This is a genomic window from Saccharothrix sp. NRRL B-16348 (assembly GCF_001280085.1).
Taxonomy (GTDB): Bacteria; Actinomycetota; Actinomycetes; order Mycobacteriales; family Pseudonocardiaceae; genus Actinosynnema.
On the sequence record NZ_LGED01000257.1, the window covers coordinates 41,023 to 58,932 of the forward strand.

11 protein-coding genes are annotated in these 17,910 nt (G+C 73.2%); 3 read left to right on the plus strand and 8 right to left on the minus strand.

The window, feature by feature from the left end; genetic code table 11:
• Positions 1 to 3: 3 nt before the first annotated feature.
• Positions 4 to 4,359: a cation-translocating P-type ATPase gene (locus tag ADK67_RS42215; protein WP_053722215.1), complete on the plus strand. Its 4,356-nt coding sequence runs from the start codon at positions 4 to 6 to the stop codon at positions 4,357 to 4,359.
• Here the strand turns inward: ADK67_RS42215 and ADK67_RS42220 are convergent.
• From ADK67_RS42220 to ADK67_RS42235, 4 genes are all read right to left on the minus strand, one after another.
• The gene (locus tag ADK67_RS42220; protein ID WP_053722216.1) at positions 4,340 to 5,155 is read right to left on the minus strand and encodes a carbohydrate ABC transporter permease; all 816 of its coding nucleotides are present in this window, start codon (positions 5,153 to 5,155) and stop codon (positions 4,340 to 4,342) included. The genes ADK67_RS42215 and ADK67_RS42220 overlap by 20 nt on opposite strands.
• Positions 5,152 to 6,054 carry a carbohydrate ABC transporter permease gene (locus ADK67_RS42225; protein WP_053722217.1) on the minus strand — a complete coding sequence of 301 codons (903 nt, stop codon included), beginning with the start codon at positions 6,052 to 6,054 and terminating at the stop codon, positions 5,152 to 5,154. Before ADK67_RS42225 ends, ADK67_RS42220 begins: the two co-directional genes overlap by 4 nt.
• A gap of 4 nt (positions 6,055 to 6,058) precedes the next feature.
• Positions 6,059 to 7,375, minus strand: a complete 1,317-nt coding sequence (locus ADK67_RS42230) for an ABC transporter substrate-binding protein (RefSeq protein WP_063797913.1) — start codon at positions 7,373 to 7,375, stop codon at positions 6,059 to 6,061.
• A 96-nt stretch (positions 7,376 to 7,471) separates the two neighbouring features.
• Positions 7,472 to 8,338 (minus strand): DUF4082 domain-containing protein, encoded by an 867-nt coding sequence (locus ADK67_RS42235; RefSeq protein ID WP_157621545.1) that lies wholly within the window; start codon positions 8,336 to 8,338, stop codon positions 7,472 to 7,474.
• 163 nt (positions 8,339 to 8,501) lie between these two features.
• Between ADK67_RS42235 and ADK67_RS54930 the strand changes: the two genes are divergently transcribed.
• Both ADK67_RS54930 and ADK67_RS42245 read left to right on the plus strand, forming a co-directional pair.
• Positions 8,502 to 9,743 carry an SGNH/GDSL hydrolase family protein gene (locus ADK67_RS54930; protein WP_053722219.1) on the plus strand — a complete coding sequence of 414 codons (1,242 nt, stop codon included), beginning with the start codon at positions 8,502 to 8,504 and terminating at the stop codon, positions 9,741 to 9,743.
• A 143-nt stretch (positions 9,744 to 9,886) separates the two neighbouring features.
• Positions 9,887 to 11,863 carry an alpha-glucuronidase gene (locus tag ADK67_RS42245; RefSeq protein ID WP_053722220.1) on the plus strand — a complete coding sequence of 659 codons (1,977 nt, stop codon included), beginning with the start codon at positions 9,887 to 9,889 and terminating at the stop codon, positions 11,861 to 11,863.
• Between the two features lie 52 nt (positions 11,864 to 11,915).
• Here the strand turns inward: ADK67_RS42245 and ADK67_RS42250 are convergent, their stop codons facing one another.
• The 4 genes from ADK67_RS42250 to ADK67_RS42265 form a co-directional block, all read right to left on the minus strand.
• Positions 11,916 to 13,931 (minus strand): beta-galactosidase, encoded by a 2,016-nt coding sequence (locus ADK67_RS42250; protein WP_053722221.1) that lies wholly within the window; start codon positions 13,929 to 13,931, stop codon positions 11,916 to 11,918.
• Entirely contained in the window at positions 13,928 to 14,626 is a 699-nt protein-coding gene (locus tag ADK67_RS42255) for a DUF624 domain-containing protein (protein ID WP_231648630.1), read from the minus strand. The genes ADK67_RS42250 and ADK67_RS42255 overlap by 4 nt, the downstream gene beginning before the upstream one ends.
• Positions 14,623 to 16,155, minus strand: a complete 1,533-nt coding sequence (locus ADK67_RS42260) for a GH39 family glycosyl hydrolase (RefSeq protein WP_053722222.1) — start codon at positions 16,153 to 16,155, stop codon at positions 14,623 to 14,625. Before ADK67_RS42260 ends, ADK67_RS42255 begins: the two co-directional genes overlap by 4 nt.
• An 83-nt stretch (positions 16,156 to 16,238) precedes the next feature.
• Positions 16,239 to 17,870, minus strand: a complete 1,632-nt coding sequence (locus ADK67_RS42265; protein WP_053722223.1) for an ABC transporter substrate-binding protein — start codon at positions 17,868 to 17,870, stop codon at positions 16,239 to 16,241.
• Between the last annotated feature and the right edge of the window lie 40 nt (positions 17,871 to 17,910).

The following is a 17,910-nucleotide window of genomic DNA, read 5'->3' on the forward strand; positions in this document are numbered from 1 at the left end:
ACGGTGGAACTCCTCGGCATCGACCCCGTGCGCGTCGCAGGCGGCCTGGCCAAGGGACTGGTCGGCCTCGCCCTCGCCCCGCTGGAGCAGACCGCCGTGCTGCACCGCGACCGGCGCAAGGTCTGGTCGTGTCCCGGACGCCTGCACATCGAGGCGCACGGCGTGCACGGGCCGCGTGGCAAGCAGGTGGCGTCGCGGATCGAACGTGCCCTGGAGAGCCGCCCCGGTGTGCTCTGGGCCCGGGTCAACGCGCCGTCCGCGCGGGTGATCATCGCCGTCGAGGACCCCGCGCCGCCGACGAACGACCTGGTCGCGCTGGTGCGCCGGGCGGAGGCCGAGCCCGCCACCGAGGACGAGCGGCTCGTCGAGGACGAGCTGCACCACCCGGCGGACGGGCTCAAGGGCACCCGGCTGCTGCCCACGCTCGCCGCCGACGCCGCGGGCCTGGCGCTGGCCGCCATCACGAAGATCGCGCCGTGGGCGCCGATCCCCGGCGAGCTGGGCGCGTTGATCGCCGCCGTCGACCTGCACCCCAGGTTGCGCGAGCTGGCCGCGGGCAGGCTGCAGGGCCGGGAACGCGCGGACACCGCCACGTCGGTGGTCGCGGCCCTCGTGCACGGCCTGGCGTCACGCAGCGAGGGCACGTTGCTGGACATCGCCCAACGGGTGCAGCAGTGGCGCGAGGTGCGGGCGCACGAGCACGCGTGGTGCGCCGCCGAGGCCGAGCTGATCGACGGGCCGGACGCCGCCGAGGCCGAGCCGATCGCGGTGGAACGGCCGCTCCCGTTCCCCGAGGGGCCGGCCGACCGCTACGCGCGGCGGGCGTTGGCGGCGGGTGCGGCGGCGACCGTGGGCGCGATCCCGTTCACCGGGTTGCGGCGGGCCGCCGCGCTGGGTGTGGCGAGCCTGCCGAAGGCGCCGTCGGTGGGCCGGTCCGCGTTCGCCGCGCAGCTGGGCCGCGTGCTGGCCACCCGGAACGCGCTGGTGATGGAGCGCTCGGTGCTGCGCCGGCTGGACGCGGTGGACGTCCTGGTGCTCGACGAGACCGCGCTCGGCTCGGGCCGGTCGGTGCTCAGCGACCTCGTGCCGCTGCCGGGCACCGCGCCCGCCGACGCGGCCGAGCGCGCGTTCGCGCTGTTCGACCCCAAGGACCCGACGGCCGTGCGGAGGGACGGCGACTGGGCCATCGGACCGATCGACCGCCTCGCGCCGCAGGGCCGCAAGGGCGTGCGCGAACAACGCCGGCTGGCCGGTCATGCGGCGGTGCTCGGCCTGACCGAGGGCCGCCGGCTGCAAGCGGTGCTCGCGGTCGACGTCGAGACCCCGCCGGCGGTGGACGCCCTCGCGTCGGCCGCGCGGGAGGCCGGGCTGCGCGTGGTCGTGGCCACGGACCGCGACCGCTCGCCGGTCCGGTTCGCCGACAGCCTCGTCCCGTCCGGCCACGGCCTGGTCGCGGCGGTGCGCGAGCTCCAGGGCAACGGGCACGTGGTGCTGCTCGTGTCCGCCAACCGCCGCGCGCTCGGCTCGGCGGACTGCGGCGTGGGCGTGCACCCGGACGGCGGTCCGCCGCCGTGGGGCGCGCACGTCGTCGTCCGGGACCTGGACGTGGCCGTGCTGCTGGTGGAGGCGGTGCCGGCGGCACGTCGGGTCATCCGGGACGGGATCATGCTGGCCCAGGCCGCGAGCGGCATCGGCGCGGTCAGCGCGTTGAGCACGCGTGGCTCCGCGCCCGCCCGGAACGCGGCACGCGCGGTCGACGGCGCGTCGGCCGTCGCGTTCGTGGACGGCGTGTGGCGGGCGAAGCGGCTGCCCGGCAGCCGTGCGGTGGTCGCGCCGGCCACTTCGCAGCCGTGGCACCTGATGCCCGCGGCGACCGTGCTGGACCGGCTCGGCTCGGGCCGCGACGGGCTGTCCGAACGCGAGGCGCAGGGCAGGCGGCGCACGTCCGGCGGTCGGCAGGCCGTGGGCACGAGCCTGGGCAGCGCGTTCCTGGCCGAGCTGGCCAACCCGCTGACCCCCGTGCTCGCGGGCGGCGCGGCGGTGTCGGCGGCGGTGGGCTCACCGGTCGACGCGGCGTTGGTGGCCGGCGTCGTGGGTGTGTCGGCGCTGATCGGCAGCGTGCAGCAGGTCGTCACGGACCGGGCGTTGGCCACCCTGCTGGGCCGTTCGGCGGTGCGCGCCACCGTGGTCCGCGAGGGCCGGGACCGCGAGGTGACGGCGGACGAGCTGGTGCCCGGCGACGTGGTGCGCCTGGCCGCCGGCGACGTGGTGCCCGCCGACTGCCGCCTGCTCGACGGCGACGGGCTGGAGGTCGACGAGTCGTCGGTCACCGGCGAGTCCCTGCCGGTGACCAAGGACCCGGCCCCGGTGGTGGCCGCGGACCTGGCCGACCGGTCGTCGATGCTCTACGAGGGCACCACGATCGCCGCCGGTGAGGCGTCGGGCGTGGTCGTCGCGACGGGCGACGCGACGGAGGTCGGCCGCAGCATGGCGGCGGCCCGCCGCAACACGCCGACGACGGGCGTCGAGGCGCGGCTGGCCGAGCTGACCCGCAAGACGCTGCCCGTCGCGCTCGGCTCGGCGGCGGCGGTCACCGGCGCGGGGCTGCTGCGGGGCGTGCCGCTGCGGCAGAGCATGGGCGCGGCGGTGAACCTCGCCGTCGCCTCGGTGCCCGAAGGGCTGCCGTTCCTGGTCAACGCCGCCCAACTGGCCGCGGCACGGCGGCTGGCCGAGCACGGCGCGCTGGTGCGCAACCCGCGCACCATCGAGGCGCTGGGCCGGGTCGACGTGCTGTGCTTCGACAAGACCGGCACCCTGACCGAGGGCAAGCTGACCGTCAGCCGGGTCGACAACGGCCGCCGCGGCGCCGACCTCGGCCGGCTGGACGACGAGCTGCGCCGGATCATGGCCGCCGCGGTCCGCGCCACGCCGGAGGCCGACGACCCGGACGACCTCGCGCACCAGACCGACCGCGCGGTGCTGGCGGGCGCACGGCGGGCCCGCGTCCGCCCCACGACCGGCGCCCGCGGCTGGACCCTGGTCGAGGCGCTGCCGTTCGAGCCGTCCCGCGGCTACCACGCGACCGTGGGGAAGGTCGGCGAACGGCGGGTGCTGAGCGTGAAGGGCGCGCCGGAAACGGTGCTGCCGCGCTGCGACGCCGACCCGCGCGAGCTGCGGCGGCTGGGTCAGCGGGTGGAGCGCCTCGCCGGTCGCGGCCACCGGGTGCTGGCCGTCGCCGAACGCACCGGCGTCGACCACGACGCGGTGACCGACGACGACGTCCGCGGCCTGTCCCTGCTGGGTTTCGTCGCGCTGGCCGACCCGGTGCGCGACGGCGCGCCGCCCGCCGCGGCCAAGCTGCGCGAGGCCGGGGTGCGGATCGTGATGATCACCGGCGACCACCCGGCCACCGGCGAGGCGATCGCCAGCGAGGTCAGCGGCGGCGACGACATGACCGTGGTGACCGGGGCGCGGCTCGACGAGCTGGGCGACGACGAGCTGGACGCCCTGCTGCCGACCGTGGACGTGATCGCCCGCTGCACCCCGGCGCAGAAGGTGCGGATCATCGAGGCCTACCAGCGGCTCGGCCGGGTGGTCGCGATGACCGGCGACGGCGCGAACGACGCGCCCGCGATCCGGCTCGCCGACGTCGGCATCGCGTTGGGCAGGCGCGGCACGCCCGCCGCCCGTGCCGCCGCGGACCTGGTGGTCACCGACGACCGGCTGGACACGATCATCGCGGCGCTGGTGGAGGGCCGGGCCATGTGGGCGTCGGTGCGCGAGGCGCTGGCGATCCTGCTCGGCGGCAACCTCGGCGAGATCGCGTTCACCGTGCTCGGCTCGGCGCTGACGGGCCGGTCGCCGTTGACCGCGCGGCAGCTGCTGCTGGTGAACCTGCTGACCGACCTCGCGCCCGCGCTGGCCATCGCGTTGAGCAGGCCCGCCCGCGAGTCCGTGCCCGACCTGCTGCGCGAGGGACCGACGTCGTCGCTGGGCGCCGCGTTGAACCGGGACATCACCGCCCGCGCGATCACCACGTCGCTCGGCGCCACGGCGGCGTGGACGGCGGCCCGCCTCACCGGCCGCTCCCGCCGGGCGAGCACGGTGGCGCTGGCCGCCCTGGTCGGCACCCAGCTCGGCCAGACCCTGGTCACCGGCGGGCTGGACCGGTCGGTGCTCGCCGCGAGCCTCGGCTCGGCCGCCGCGCTCGGCGCGGTGATCCAGACGCCCGGCGTCAGCCAGTTCTTCGGCTGCACGCCGCTGGGCCCGGTCGGCTGGGGCATCGCCCTGTCCAGCGCCACCGCGGCGAACGTGCTGGGCCTCGCGCTGAACCCGCTCGTCACTCGACGTGCTGAGTGACGGTGCCGCGCACGAAGTGCCGCTGCGCCACCAGGAACAGCAGCACCATCGGCACGGTCGCGACGACGCTCGCGGCCAGCACCAGCTCCCACTGCTCCTCGCCGCCCTCGTCGAACCGGTCCAGCACCGCCTTCAACCCGCGCGGCAACGTGTAGAGCTGCGGGTCGCGCAGGTAGATCAACGGCTTGACCAGGTCCGTCCACGCCGCCTTCAGCTCGAACACGAACACCACGATCAGCCCCGGCTTCGCCAGCGGCAGCGCCATCGAGGTGAACAGCCGCCACGCGCTCGCCCCGTCGACCTTCGCCGCGTCGAACACCTCGCGCGGCAGGCCCAGGAAGAACTGGCGCAGCAGGAAGATGTAGAACGCCGAGCCGAACAGGTTCTGCGCCCACAGCGGGATCTGCGTCGTGGCCAGGCCCAGCGCGTGCCACTCCAGGTACACCGGCACCATGGTCACCGCGGCGGGCAGCATCATGGTCGCCAGCACCACGCCGAACAGCAGGTCGCGACCGGGGAAGCGGAACATCGCGAAGCCGAACGCCACCAGCGCGCTCGTCACCGTGGCCGCCGCCGCGGCCGCCAGCCCCACCGCGACGCTGTTGCCGATCCACGTCAGCAGCGGCACCGCTTGCCACACCTCGACGTAGTTGCCCGGCGAGAACGGCCGGGGCAGCAGCGCGTTGTCGAACACGTGCGCCCGGTCCTTCAACGACGCGCTGACCAGCCACCAGAACGGATAGCCGAACGCCAGCGTGACGACCGCCAGCGCCGCCCACACCCCGACGCGCTTCACGACCGGTCGCCCTCGTAGTGCACGTACCGGCGCGACAACCGCACCTGCACGGCCGTGATGACGGCGATCACCGCGAACAGGCCCCACGCCAACGCGGACGCGTACCCCATCCGCAGCGACCCGAACGCCTCCTGGAACAGGTGGATCACGTAGAACAGCGCCGCGTCGCCCTCGGCGGACTGCTTGGCCCGCGCGCCGAAGAACATCGCGTACGCCTCGGTGAACACCTGCAACGACGCGATCGTGTTGACCACGACGGTGAAGTACACCGTGCCGCTGATGCCGGGCAGCGTCACGTGCCGGAACTGCCGCCACGGGCTCGCGCCGTCCAGCCGCGCCGCCTCGTACCGCTCCACCGGCACGCGGGTCAGCGCCGCCAGGTACAGCACCGCCGTGCTGCCGACCGTCCACAGGCTCATCACCACCAGCCCCGGCTTGATCCACACCGGGTCGGTGGTCCAGTTCGGACCCTGGAACCCGAACCAGCCCAGGAACCCGTTCACCGCGCCGTGCTGCCCGTTGAGCAGCAGCAGGAACATCGCCGCCAACGCCACCGGCGGCGTCATCACCGGCAGGTACAGGACCGTGCGGAAGAAGCCGCTCCCGCGGCCGGCCCGGCGCAGCAGGCTCGCCAAGCCCAGCGCCAGCACGATCTGCGACGGCACGTGCAGCGCGGTGAAGAACACCGTGTTCCACAACGCCGTGCCGACGCGGTCGTCGGCCAACGCCTCGCGGTAGTTCTCCAGGCCGACGAACGCCGGCGGCTTGAGCATGTCGTAGTGCGTCAGCGACAGCCAGAGGCTGAACAGCATGGGCCCGGCGGTGAACGCCAGGAATCCGATCACCCACGGCAGCAGGAACAGCAGCCCCGCCCGCGACTCGCGTCCGCTCACCGTCACGGCGCTACCTCCCGCCCACCCGCTTGAGCGCCCGTTCCGCCTCGCGCTGCGCCTGCGCCATCGCCTCCTCCGGGCTCTGCCGCCCGACCAGCACCCGGTTCACCGCGCCCTCCCAGGCGCGCACCAGCTCGCTCGCGGCCGGGCTCGGCGGCAGCGCGAACGCCTTGTCCTGCAACGACATCACCACCGGCACGCCCTTGGCCAGGATCGGGTTGCCCCGCGGGTCGAACACCTCGCGGAAGATCCGCTCGTCGGCGACCCGGTTGGCGGTGAACGTGCCGCCGTAGGGCCGCCCGGCCTCGGCCAGCGCGTCCCGCCGCGCGGTCGCCGCCGTGACCCACGTCCGGGTGTCGGTCATGGTGACCAGGAAGCGGCACGCCAGGTCGGGGTGCCGGGCGCCCTTGGGTATCGCCCACGCCTGCCCGCCGGACTCGGTCAGCACCTGCCCGTCCCGGCCCGTGAACGGCGCGATCGTCACGTCGGCGTCGGGGGAGTTGGTGGCCAGCGTGTTGATGTACCAGGAGTCCATCGGCATCACGGCGAGCTGACCGGTCACGTACTGGTTGTTCGCGCCGAACTGGTCGAACGTGTCGCGGAACGCCTTGAACGACGCCCAGCCGCCCTGCCTGGCCACCAGGTCGGTGGTGTGCCGGACGGCCTCGACCACGCGCGGGTCGTCCAGCCGGGCGTCGGGCCCGATCAGCTCGGCGCCGTTCGCCTTCGCCCACAGCGGCAGGAACTCGGGCACCTTCGGGTCGAAGCCGATGCGCTCCACCCGTCCGCCGCCGACCCGGGCCAGCCGGTCGGCCACCTCGCCCAGCCCGGCCCAGTCCGCCGTGGACAGCGCGGCCGGGTCCAGGCCCGCGGCCCGCACCACCGGGTTGTTGACGATCACCAACCGGACGCTGGAGAACTCGGGCAGCCCGTACACCTCGCCCGAGTAGGTGACCTGGCGCAGGGCCGCCTCCCGGAACACGCCCAGGTCGACGCCGTGCTCCCGCACGCACGACTCCAGGCTCTGCACCGCGCCGCGCGCCGCGTAGCCGCCGAGCTTGCGGCGCTCGGCGTAGACCAGGTCCGGCGGGTCGCCCGCGGCCACGGCGGACAGGAACTGCTGCTCGTCGAACGCGCCCTCGCTGATCCGCAGGTCGACGCCGGGGTTGGCCGCGCGGAACACCGCCACGCGTGCCGTCGCGTGCTCGTCCGGGAGACCGAAACCCATCGTGACCAGGGCGCCGGACGTGTCCGAGCCGAGCCCGCCGCACCCGGCGGCGACGAGCGCGGGGACCACCAGCGCCGCCGTGAGCAGGAGCCCGCGCATGCCGCCTCCCGGGGCCGGACGTCACCGACGACGTCACCGGGACGGTTCCCGCCCGGCCCCGGGTCCACACGCAAGTCGCCCGGTTGGCGCAAGCGGTCAGCCGCGGAACTCCGGCAGCACCCAGTAGGTGCTGTCGTGCCAGGTGTCGGTCGGGAACCCGCCGCCGACGCCGTAGTGGTAGACGCCCGCGCCGCGCGGCACGATGAACGGCGCCCGCACCAGCGTGCCGACGAAGAAGTCCTCCGAGGTCGCGTAGCCGCCTTCCGGCGTGTAGAAGGAGATCACGTAGTCGCGACCGGGCTCGGCGGGGACGGCCGTCGGGAAGTCGATCTCGGCCATCAGGCCGGGGTGGTCCCAGGGCTGCTCGGCGAGCAGCGCGCCGGTGTCCGACCACAGCCGCAGGGTGATCGGCCCCCGGTACGCGCCACGCCCGAGGGACGCGCCCAGCAGCTGCCCCGGCCGGTCGACCCGGAACCGCATGCCCACCTCGACCGGCTCACGGTCGGGATCGTTGACGATGTCCTTGTAGTAGGTGCCGAGCTCACAGCGGGTCGCGCAGTTCACCGGCTGGGTGACGGCCACGCCGCCGACGTGGATGACGACGGGCGCGCCCACCGGACCGACACCGGAGGCAGTGACGACCCGACCGGCGACCCCGACGTCACCGGGCTGGTCGGGCGTGTAGACGTACCGCCAGTCGACCCGGGCCGGGTCGTGGTCGCGCAGGACCTCGGCGGTCACCCAGGTGGCCCCGCCGTCGAACGTAAGCTCGGTGGCGGTGATCGCGACCGTCGACGGGGCGACCGAGAGGCCGGTGACCAGGAGCGGGACGCCGACCTCGGCGGCCGAGCGGGCGGTCGGGGTGCCGACGATCACGCGGCGGTCGTCCTGCGCGTGAGCCGTGCCGGACAGGACCAGGGTCGCGGCGGCGATCGCCACCAGCAGCCTGGATAAGCGGGGCATGTGCCCTCCTCGGGCATTGTGCGGACCTACCGCACAGGAGATCGTCGCCGACCGGTGGTTTCGCTACGCCCGCACGTGAGATGCCTTCGGGTTCGGCGCGGGGCCTGCTCCAGTTGAGACCGTGGGCTGACCGGAGCCGGTCGGCTGCTCCAGAATCGGGCGCATGAGTCGCGACGCGTCGCCCGACCCCCGTCCGTCCGGTCGTTGGGTGCACACGTGGGTGTCCGCACCTCAGCTGACCGAGCCGGACAACCTGCCACCCGCGCCGTTCACCACGGCGGGCCTGGTGCTGGCCGACGCCACGCTGCGGCAGACCGCGCGCGTCACGATCGGCGGCGACCGGATCCGGCTGCGGTTCTCCAACGCGTTCGGCGGCGCGCCGCTGCCCCTCACGGCGGTGACCGTGGCGCTCCCGGCGGGCGGGCGCGCCGGGGTGAGCGCGGTCGAGCCGGGCACGGTCCGGCCGGTCACGTTCCACGGTCGGGCGGGCGTCGTGGTGCCGGTCGGGGCGCAGGTCGTGTCGGACCCGCTGGACTTCCCGGTCGGGCCGGAGGCGAACCTGACCGTGACCGTGTTCCTGGCCGACGGGCAGGCGTCCGACCTGGTCACCTCGCACCCCGGCTCCCGGACGACCTCCCACCTGCTGGCGGGCGACCACGTCGAGGCCGACGACCTGCCGAACGCCACGACCACCGACCACTGGTACTTCCTCAGCGGCGTCGAGGTGTGGTCGGAGCGCGCCGCCTCGGCCGTGGTCACGCTGGGCGACTCCCTGACCGACGGCCGCGGCTCCACCACGAACGGCAACGACCGCTGGCCCGACCGCCTGTCGGCCCGGCTCCGGGCGCACCCCGCCACCGCGACCGTCGCCGTGCTCAACCAGGGCACCGGCGGCAACCGCGTGCTGAGCGACGGGATCGGCCCGAGCGCGCTGGCCCGGCTCGACCGCGACGTGCTGGCGCAGACCGGCGTGGCGTGGCTGGTGGTGTTCGAGGGCATCAACGACCTCTGCACGGCCGACGCGACGGCCGTCGCGCAGAAGCAGGTCGTGGACGACCTCTGCGCGGCCTACGAGCAGATCGTGGTGCGCGCCCACGCGCACGGCATCGCCGTGTACGGGGCGACGCTGGCGCCGCTGGGCGGCAACGGGGCCTACGACGACCGGGACGGGCTCCGCGAGGCGTCACGCCAGGCGGTCAACGAGTGGATCCGCGCCGGCGGGGCGTTCGACGCGGTGCTCGACTTCGACGCGGCGGCACGCGACCCGCACGACCACCGGCGCCTGCTCGCGCGCTACGACGACGGCGACCACCTGCACATGACCCCGGCGGGCTACCAGGCGCTCGCCGACGCCGTGCCGCTGGAGCTGTTCGAGCAGCGCCCGTGGGTCCGCGGGACGGCCTGACGCGGGAACCGTTGCCGCGCAAAAGTTTCGCTGTCGTTCACCCACGTGAAAGTCGACAGTGGACAGCTGCTTTTCCTTGCCCGGGAACCGAAGGCGACATAGTTTGGCGGTGTCACCGATCCCGGACCTGGAGGACTTCCCACATGATCGGCGTGCACCCCGCGTGGCTTCCGGCCTCCGCGTTCCGGTCGGTCGGCTCACGGCGGGTCCGCGTCATCGGGGACGGCCCGGTCGTCGCCACGGTGCGCGCCGAGGTCGAGGCGGCGACCGCCGAGCACGGTGGCGCGCTGGTCGACGACGGTCCCGCGGACCTGGAGCTGGTGTGCGCGCCGGAGGACGGTGAGACCGACCCCGAGGCGTTCGTGGCGGGCCGCGCGGGCACCACCACCGTGGTCCGCGCGATCGACGGCGTGGGCCTGCTCTACGGCTTCCACCACCTGGTGCGGCAGGGCGAAGCGGCGTTCACGGGCGAGGCGCTGCCGCGGCGGCACGCGCCGCGCCAGCCGATCCGGATGCTCGACCACTGGGACAACGTCGACGTGCACCCGGTGATGGGCCAGGTCGAACGCGGGTACGCGGGCGGCTCGATCTTCTACGCCGACGGCGCGGTCCGCGCCGACCTCTCCCGGGCCCGCGCCTACGCGCGGCTGCTCGGCTCGATCGGCGTCAACCGGGTCGGCCTCAACAACGTCAACGTGGGCCGCACGGAGGCGCGCCTGCTCACCGACCTGCTGCCGGACGTGGCGCGGCTGGCGGAGGTGTTCCGCCCGCACGGGATCAAGGTGCACCTGTCGGTGAGCTTCGCCGCGCCGATCACGCTCGGCGGCCTGCCGACGGCCGACCCGCTCGACCCGGCCGTGCGCGACTGGTGGGCGCGGACGACGGCCGACGTGTACGCGGCGATCCCCGACTTCGGCGGGTACGTCGTCAAGGCCGACTCCGAGGGCCAGCCCGGCCCGTTCGCCTACGGCCGCGACCACGCCGACGGCGCGAACGCGCTGGCCCGCGCCCTCGCGCCGTTCGGCGGCACGGTGTTCTGGCGCGCGTTCGTCTACGACCACCGCCAGGACTGGCGCGACCGCTCGACCGACCGCGCCCGGGCCGCCTACGACCACTTCGCCCCGCTGGACGGCGCGTTCGACCCGAACGTCGTGGTGCAGGTGAAGGCCGGTCCGCTGGACTTCCAGGTGCGCGAGCCGCTGTCCCCGGTGATCGCGGCCATGCCGCGCACCCGGCTCGCGGTCGAGTTCCAGGTGACCCAGGAGTACACCGGGCAGCAGAAGCACGTGTGCCACCTCGTGCCGCAGTGGCGCGAGATGCTCGACTTCGCACCGTGGGGCGAGGGCGAGCCGACCGTCGCGGACGTCGCCGCGGGTCGTGCCGCCGCGCCGGCCGGTGGCGTGGTCGCGGTGTCGAACGTGGGCGACGACCCGTTCTGGACCGGGCACCCGTTGGCGCAGGCCAACCTGTTCGGCTTCGGCCGGCTCACGTGGGACGAGCGGCTCGCGCCGGAGGCGGTGCTGGACGAGTGGATCGGCCTCACGTTCCCCGGAGACCCGACCGTGCGCGAGGCGTTGCACGAGCTGATGGACGGCTCGTGGCTGACCTATGAGCGCTACACGACGCCGTTGGGCGTCGGCTTCATGGTGCAGCCGGGCCACCACTACGGGCCCAGCGTGGACGGCTACGAGTACTCGCCGTGGGGCACCTACCACTTCGCCGACCGGGACGGCGTCGGCGTGGACCGCACGTGCGCCACGGGCACGGGCTACACCGGCCAGTACCCGCCGCCGTGGCGCGACCGGTACGAGTCGGTCGGGACGTGCCCGGACGAGCTGCTGCTGTTCTTCCACCACGTGCCCTACGACCACGTCCTGCGCTCGGGCACGACCGTGATCCAGCACATCTACGACACGCACTTCGCCGGTCATGAGGAAGTGCGGCGGATGGCCGCCACGTGGGCCCGGCTGGAGGGCCGCGTGCCGTCGGAGGTGTTCGACCGCGTCACCGAGCTGCTGGCCGAGCAGCTGAGGTGCGCGACCGAGTGGCGTGACCAGGTGAACACGTACTTCTGGCGCAAGTCCGGCGTGCCGGACGCGCACGGCCGCGCGATCCGCTGAACGAGGAACGGCCGTCGGGTCCGCCCGGAGCGGGACCCGACGGCCGTCGGCGCTACGCGCAGCGGATCACCAGCACCGAGGTCGGGGCGAGTTCCAGCTCGTCCTCGGCCCGCAGGTCCCGCCCGCTCAACAGGTCCGTGCCGGCCACCGGCGCGGGCACGGTCCGGGCCTCGCCGTGGTTGAGCACGAACAGGTACCGCGTGCCGTCCGGCATGACGCGCTCGGTGACCTCGACGTCCGGCACGTCGCCGAGCGGCCCGATCAGCCCGTGCTCCGCCAACGCCGCGCGCACGACGGCCGCCACACCGGCGTCGTCCAGCAACGTCGCCACGTACCAGGCGTGGCCGCGGCCCCGTGCCGCCCTGGTGACGGCGGGTGTGCCCGCGTAGAAGTCCGCCCCGTAGGTGCCGAGCACCTCCGCGTCGACCGGCACGACGACCTCGAACACGTGCCGGGCTTCGTGCTCGGCGTCGAACAGGGTCACCGGGTTCACCACGTCGGGCTGCTGGGCGTCGGTCTCCTCGACCCGCAACCCCAGCAGCGACGCGAACGGCCCCGGCACGTCGGCCAGGAACGCGTTGTCGTCCTCGTCCACCCGGCCCGACAGCGCCGTCGTCACGAACGTGCCGCCGCGCTCGACCAGCGCCGTCACCCGGTCCGCGAGGTCGCCCTTCACCATGTGCAGCAAGGGCGCGACGACCACGTCGTAGCCGGAGAGGTCGGCCGTCACCGGCACCACGTCCAGCGGCACGTTCGCCTGCCAGAGCGCCCGGTGGTAGGACGTCAGCACGTCCAGGTAGCGCACGTTGCGGTTGGGGCCGTCGGACAGCTCGACCGCCCACCAGCTGTCCCAGTCGACCAGCAGCGCGGCCCGCGCGGGCGTGCGACCGCCGAGCAGCGCGCCGCCGACGCGGGCGAACTCGGCGCCCAGCTCGGCGACCTCCCGGAACACGCGGGTGTCCGTGCGGCCCGCGTGGTCGAGCACCGCGCCGTGGTACTTCTCGCACGCGCCGCGCGACTGCCGCAGCTGGAAGTACAGCACCGCGTCCGCGCCGTTGGCGACCGACTGCCACGACCACAGCCGCAGCACACCGGGCCGCTTGACCGGGTTCACGTCACGCGAGGCGGTCACCGACGGGGTCTGCTCCATGACCCAGAACGGCTCGCCGCCGCGCAACCCGCGCATCAGCCGGTGCGCCAACGCCATCCGCGCGGCCGTGCGGGTGGCCGACGGGTCCTCCGGCGGGTAGTTGTCCCACGACGCGAAGTCCAGGTGCGGCGCCCACCGGTGGTAGTCGATCGGCTGGTACAGGCCCATCATGTTCGTCGTCACGGGCACGTTCGGCGAGTGCTCGCGGATGGCGGCCTTCTCCGCCACGAACCCGCCCAGCAGCGCGTCGGACATGAACCGCCGGTAGTCCAGCGTGATGCCCTGGAACGCGGTGTGGTTCGGTCCGCGCCAGTGCTCGGACAACGCGTTCGGCGGCTGGATCTCCGCCCAGTCGGTGAACGCGTGCGACCAGAACGCGGTGTTCCACGCGGCGTTGAGCCGGTCGAGGTCGCCGTAGCGCTCGCCGAGCCACTCGCGGAACGCCTCACCGCACGCCGGGCACCAGCACGCGCCGCCGTACTCGTTGCCGACGTGCCACGCGACGACCGCCGGGTTGTCGCCGTACCGCTCGGCGAGCCGCCCGGCCAGCGCCACGGACAGCCTGCGGAAGTCGGGCGACGACGGGCACGCGTTGTGCCGCTGCCCGTAGACGTGCCGCCGTCCTTCGAAGTCGACCCGGCACGTCTCGGGGTACGCCCGCGCGAGCCACGGCGGCATCGCGCCGCTCGGGGTGGCGAGCACGATCCGCATGCCCTCGGCCGTCGCGCGCTGCACGATCGCGTCCAACGTCGAGAAGTCGTAGCGGTCCTCGGCGGGCTGGAGGTGCGCCCACGCGAACACGCCCAGCGTCACCGTGTCGACACCGGCGAGCTTGAACGCGGCGTAGTCGGAGTCCCAGACCTCACGGGGCCACTGCTCGGGGTTGTAGTCGCCGCCGTAACTGATCTGCGGGGTCACGCGGTGAACCTCTCGGTCGCGTCGCGCAGCACCGGGTCGGCGTTGCGCAGCAGGAGCAGGGTGAACGGGGAGGCGAGCAGCGCGAGCACCCAGTCGGAGGTGAGCGCGACGAGCCCGCCGGCGGCGACGAGCAGCGACAACGCGCCGAGCGCGCTCGCCGGCCGTGCGGCCAGGTAGTAGGACGCCAGCCGCGCGGTGTCACGGGTGCGCAGCGACAGCGTGGAGGACAGCACCAGCGCCTGCGTCGACCACACCAGCACCGCCACCGCGACCACGAGCAGCACCAGGCCGTACCCGGGCGGCACGCCGGCCAGCTCCAGGTTCGCCAGGCTGAAGCCGATCACGGTGAGCACCGCCAGCGCGGGCAGCCACCAGCGCAGCACGTCGAGCCAGTTGAGCCGGTAGCCGCGGCGGAAGTGCCGGGCGGGGGAGAGGTCGCGGTCGTTCAGGAACACCCGCCACGCGTAGACGGCGGCCGACAGCGCCGGGCCCGCGGGGGCGAAGCACAGCCCGATCAGGGGCGCGTTGCCCGCGCTGCGGTCCAGGAACAGCAGCACGAGGAAGCCCGGCGCCGTCGTCAGCAGGAGCATGGCCTCGATGACGCCGAACCAGTAGACGACGGACGCGATGCGCGACAGGATGCCCGCCCCGATCTCGGCGGCGGGATCACCCCGTCGTTCGGCCGCCACGGTCACGGCCTCTCGTGCGGCGCCACGAGCCGGTCGTCGGACGCGCCGAGCAGCCGCCGGTCGTCCAGCCCTTCGTGCTCTTCGACGTGCACGGGCGTGAGTTCGACGAACGTCACCTCGTGCCGCGCCAGCGCCAGGTCCAGCTCGACCCGCCCGTCCACGACCGCGGCCGACCGGTGCTCCAGGGCGGGACGCGCGCAGTCGCGCAGCACGTCGAGCGTCCGGAGGTCGGGTGACCGCGGCCGGCCCAGCTCGCGCCACGCGCCGAACGCGTTGCCGTCGTGCTCGTTCACGCGTTCCCGGCGGACGAACGCGCGCGGACCCGTCAGCGGGACCGACAGCCGCACGTCGTGCCGTTCGGGCGCGTCCGGACCCTCGGTGCCGCCGACCGGCTGCCAGGCCAGCACGGTGACCCGGCCGTCGTCGGTGGCGCACACCAGGTGGTCCGCGCCGCGCGCCAGCACGTGCGGGCCCATCCGGGCCATGAACGTGTACAGGTGGTAGGTCGGCTTCGGCACCTGCCGGTGCGTGAGCAGGCCGAACCCGCCGTGGAACAACGAGGTCGGCACGTTCTCCTCCTCGAAGACGTCGCAGAACGTCCAGTAGGAGTACGAGTCGACCAGGTCCGTGCCGCCGGCGAGCACCGGCGCCAGGTACGCGGCGTGGTAGGCCGTGTCGTGGATCGGGTTGTCCGGCCGGTAGGAGCTGTTGAACTCGGTGATGTGCACCGGCAGGCCGGCCAGCGCGGTGCCCGCCAGGTGCTTGCGGGGCGCGTCGAACTGGTCCAGCAGCGTCTCCGGCGCGGCGAGCGTCTGGTAGGTGCCGAACGGCACGTGCTGCGCCGGGCCGGACGTGTAGGCGTGCCTGCTGACGAAGTCGACGGGCACGTCATCGCGGGTGACGAACTCGGCGAACGGCTCCCACCACTCGTCCGAGCCGGGCGAGATCGCCGGGCCACCCACCTGGAGCTCGGCGTCCACGTCCTTGACGGTCCGCGCAGTCAGCTCGTAGAGGCGGAAGTAGGCCTCCTGGTCGGCGTCCTTCCAGAAGTGGACCAGGTTCGGCTCGTTCCACACCTCGATCGGCCACGTGCGCACCTCGGCCAGGCCGTAGCGGTCGATCAGGTGCCGGACGACGGCGCGGACCAGCGCGGCCCACTCGTCCCAGTCGTTCGGCGGGGTGATGTTGCCCTGCCACCAGAACACCGTGTCGTCGCCCGAGGCGAGCGCGGTCGGCATGAACCCCAGCTCCACGAACGGCCGGATGCCCAGCTCCAGGAACCGGTCGAACACCTGGTCCACGTACGTGAACGAGTACCGGGTCACCCCGTCGCGGGACCGGCGGTGCACGCCCATGTCGTCGGACAGCAGCCCGTGGCCGCGGATGTAGCGGAAGCCGATGTCGCGCTGCACGCGGGCCAGGGACTCCTGGTAGTCGGCGCGCAGCGCGAGGTTGAGCCGACCGGTGCCGACGCAGTGCCGCCACGACTCGGAGAGGCGGCCGATCGGCTCGCCGGGGACGGTAACGCGGTTCACTAACCCTCCAGATGCCGGGTCGCGTCGGTCGGACACCGACGCGGTCCGGTCACGGCGCGACGCCGTGACCGGACCGCGAGCGATCACCCGTTCTTCTCCTTGTAGCGCTTGTGGGCGCCGTTGACCAGCTCGACGAGGTCGTTCGAGCCCTTGGCCTCCAACTCCTTGACGTAGGCGTCCCACGTCGAGAGGTCGCGCTGGCCGAGGATGAACTGCAGCGTCGACTGCGTGACGAGGTCCTTGAGCGGGCTCTCCATCAGGGCGGCGCGCTCGCGCTCCTCCTCGTTCAGCGGCGCGGGCGGAGGCAGCGGCACGACCTTCTTGTCGGCCATCGTCTTCTGGAAGGCGATCTCCTCCTCGGTGAACATCGACTGCAGCAGCTCGTTGGCGCCGCCGTAGTAGAAGACACCGCCCTGGAAGCCGAAGTCGCGCTGGAGGTTCTTCGGCGCGCCGACGTTCATGCCACCGAACGCCACCTCGGGCTTGAGGGCCCGCTTACCCGACGCGTCCTTGTCGTAGGTCGTGCCCTTCACGCCCCACTTGGTGAACTCCTGCGCCTCGTCGGAGTACCAGAGCCAGTCGATGAACTGCATCGTCGCCACGAACTTGTCGCTCTCGACCGCCTTGGCCGACACCATCAGCCCGCTCTCCAGGCGCGTGCCGCGGATGACGTCACCCTTGGGGCCGGCGGGCAGCGGGATCTTCGCCACGGTCGCGCCGGGGATCTTGGAGACGTTCGGCCGGTAGTCGTTGATGATGTTCTGCGCGTTGCTGCTGATCGCGAACGACTTGCCGCTGGCGAACTTCTGGATCGCCGCGTCGTCCTTCTGCGTGAAGCTCTCCGGGTCCATCAGGCCTTCGGAGACGAGCTTGTGGAAGTACTCGATCAGCTGCTTGTACTCCGGGGTCGCGCCGGTGAACTCGTACTTCTGCGCGGACTCGTTCCAGATCGTGTTCTTGACGTAGCCCCACCCGGCCTGGGTGCCGAAGGTCTGGCCGGCGTAGTTGAGGATCGACTTGGCCTCGAAGCGGTCCGACAGCGGGTAGCTGTCCGGGTTCGCGGCCTTGATCGCCTTGAGGACGGTGTAGACCTCGTCCCAGTTCTTCGGCGTCTGCAGGTTCAGGCGCTTCAGCTCGTCGGTGCGGAACGCCAGCGTGTAGTCCTGCCAGATCTTCTCGTGCATGCCGGGCAGCACGTAGAACTTGCCGTCCTCCTGCCGCAGCGTGTTCAGCTCAGGCTGCAGCTTCCACTTCTCGACCTTGTCCTTGAAGTGCGGCATCAGGTCGATGTAGTCGCTCACCGGCAGGATCGCGCCGGAGGAGACGAACTGCTCCTCCTGGCCCGGGTAGGTCTTGGAGATGATCGTCGGGGCGTCGCCCGAGCTGATCAGCAGACCGCGCTTCTGGTCGTAGTCGCTGTAGGGCACGACCGTCGGCTTGATCGTGACGTTGGTCCGCTGGGTGATCTCCTTCCACAGCAGCCAGTCGTCCTTGATCGGGTAGTGCGACTGGTCGAGGTAGAGCAGGCTGACGTCGAGCGGCTCGGTCGCCTTGAACTGCGCGCCCGTCTTGTAGTCGGCCATCGACGCCGTCTTCTTGCCGTCGAGGTTGACGCCGCCGCCCGCGTCCGCGCCCTCCTCGCTGCACGCGGCCAGGCTGACCACGAGGCTGCCGGCGACGGCAGTCAGAAGCGTTCGCTTCCATTTCGTTCGCATCGTGCTGTCTCCTCAGGTGATTGACGCCGTCGTCAACTGG

Coding starts and splice junctions, on each gene's coding strand:
- ADK67_RS42265 (WP_053722223.1), bottom strand. CDS start 17,870: ATGCGAACGAAATGGAAGCGAACGCTTCTGACTGCCGTCGCCGGCAGC.
- ADK67_RS42245 (WP_053722220.1), top strand. CDS start 9,887: ATGATCGGCGTGCACCCCGCGTGGCTTCCGGCCTCCGCGTTCCGGTCG.
- ADK67_RS54930 (WP_053722219.1), top strand. CDS start 8,502: ATGAGTCGCGACGCGTCGCCCGACCCCCGTCCGTCCGGTCGTTGGGTG.
- ADK67_RS42235 (WP_157621545.1), bottom strand. CDS start 8,338: ATGCCCCGCTTATCCAGGCTGCTGGTGGCGATCGCCGCCGCGACCCTG.
- ADK67_RS42230 (WP_063797913.1), bottom strand. CDS start 7,375: ATGCGCGGGCTCCTGCTCACGGCGGCGCTGGTGGTCCCCGCGCTCGTC.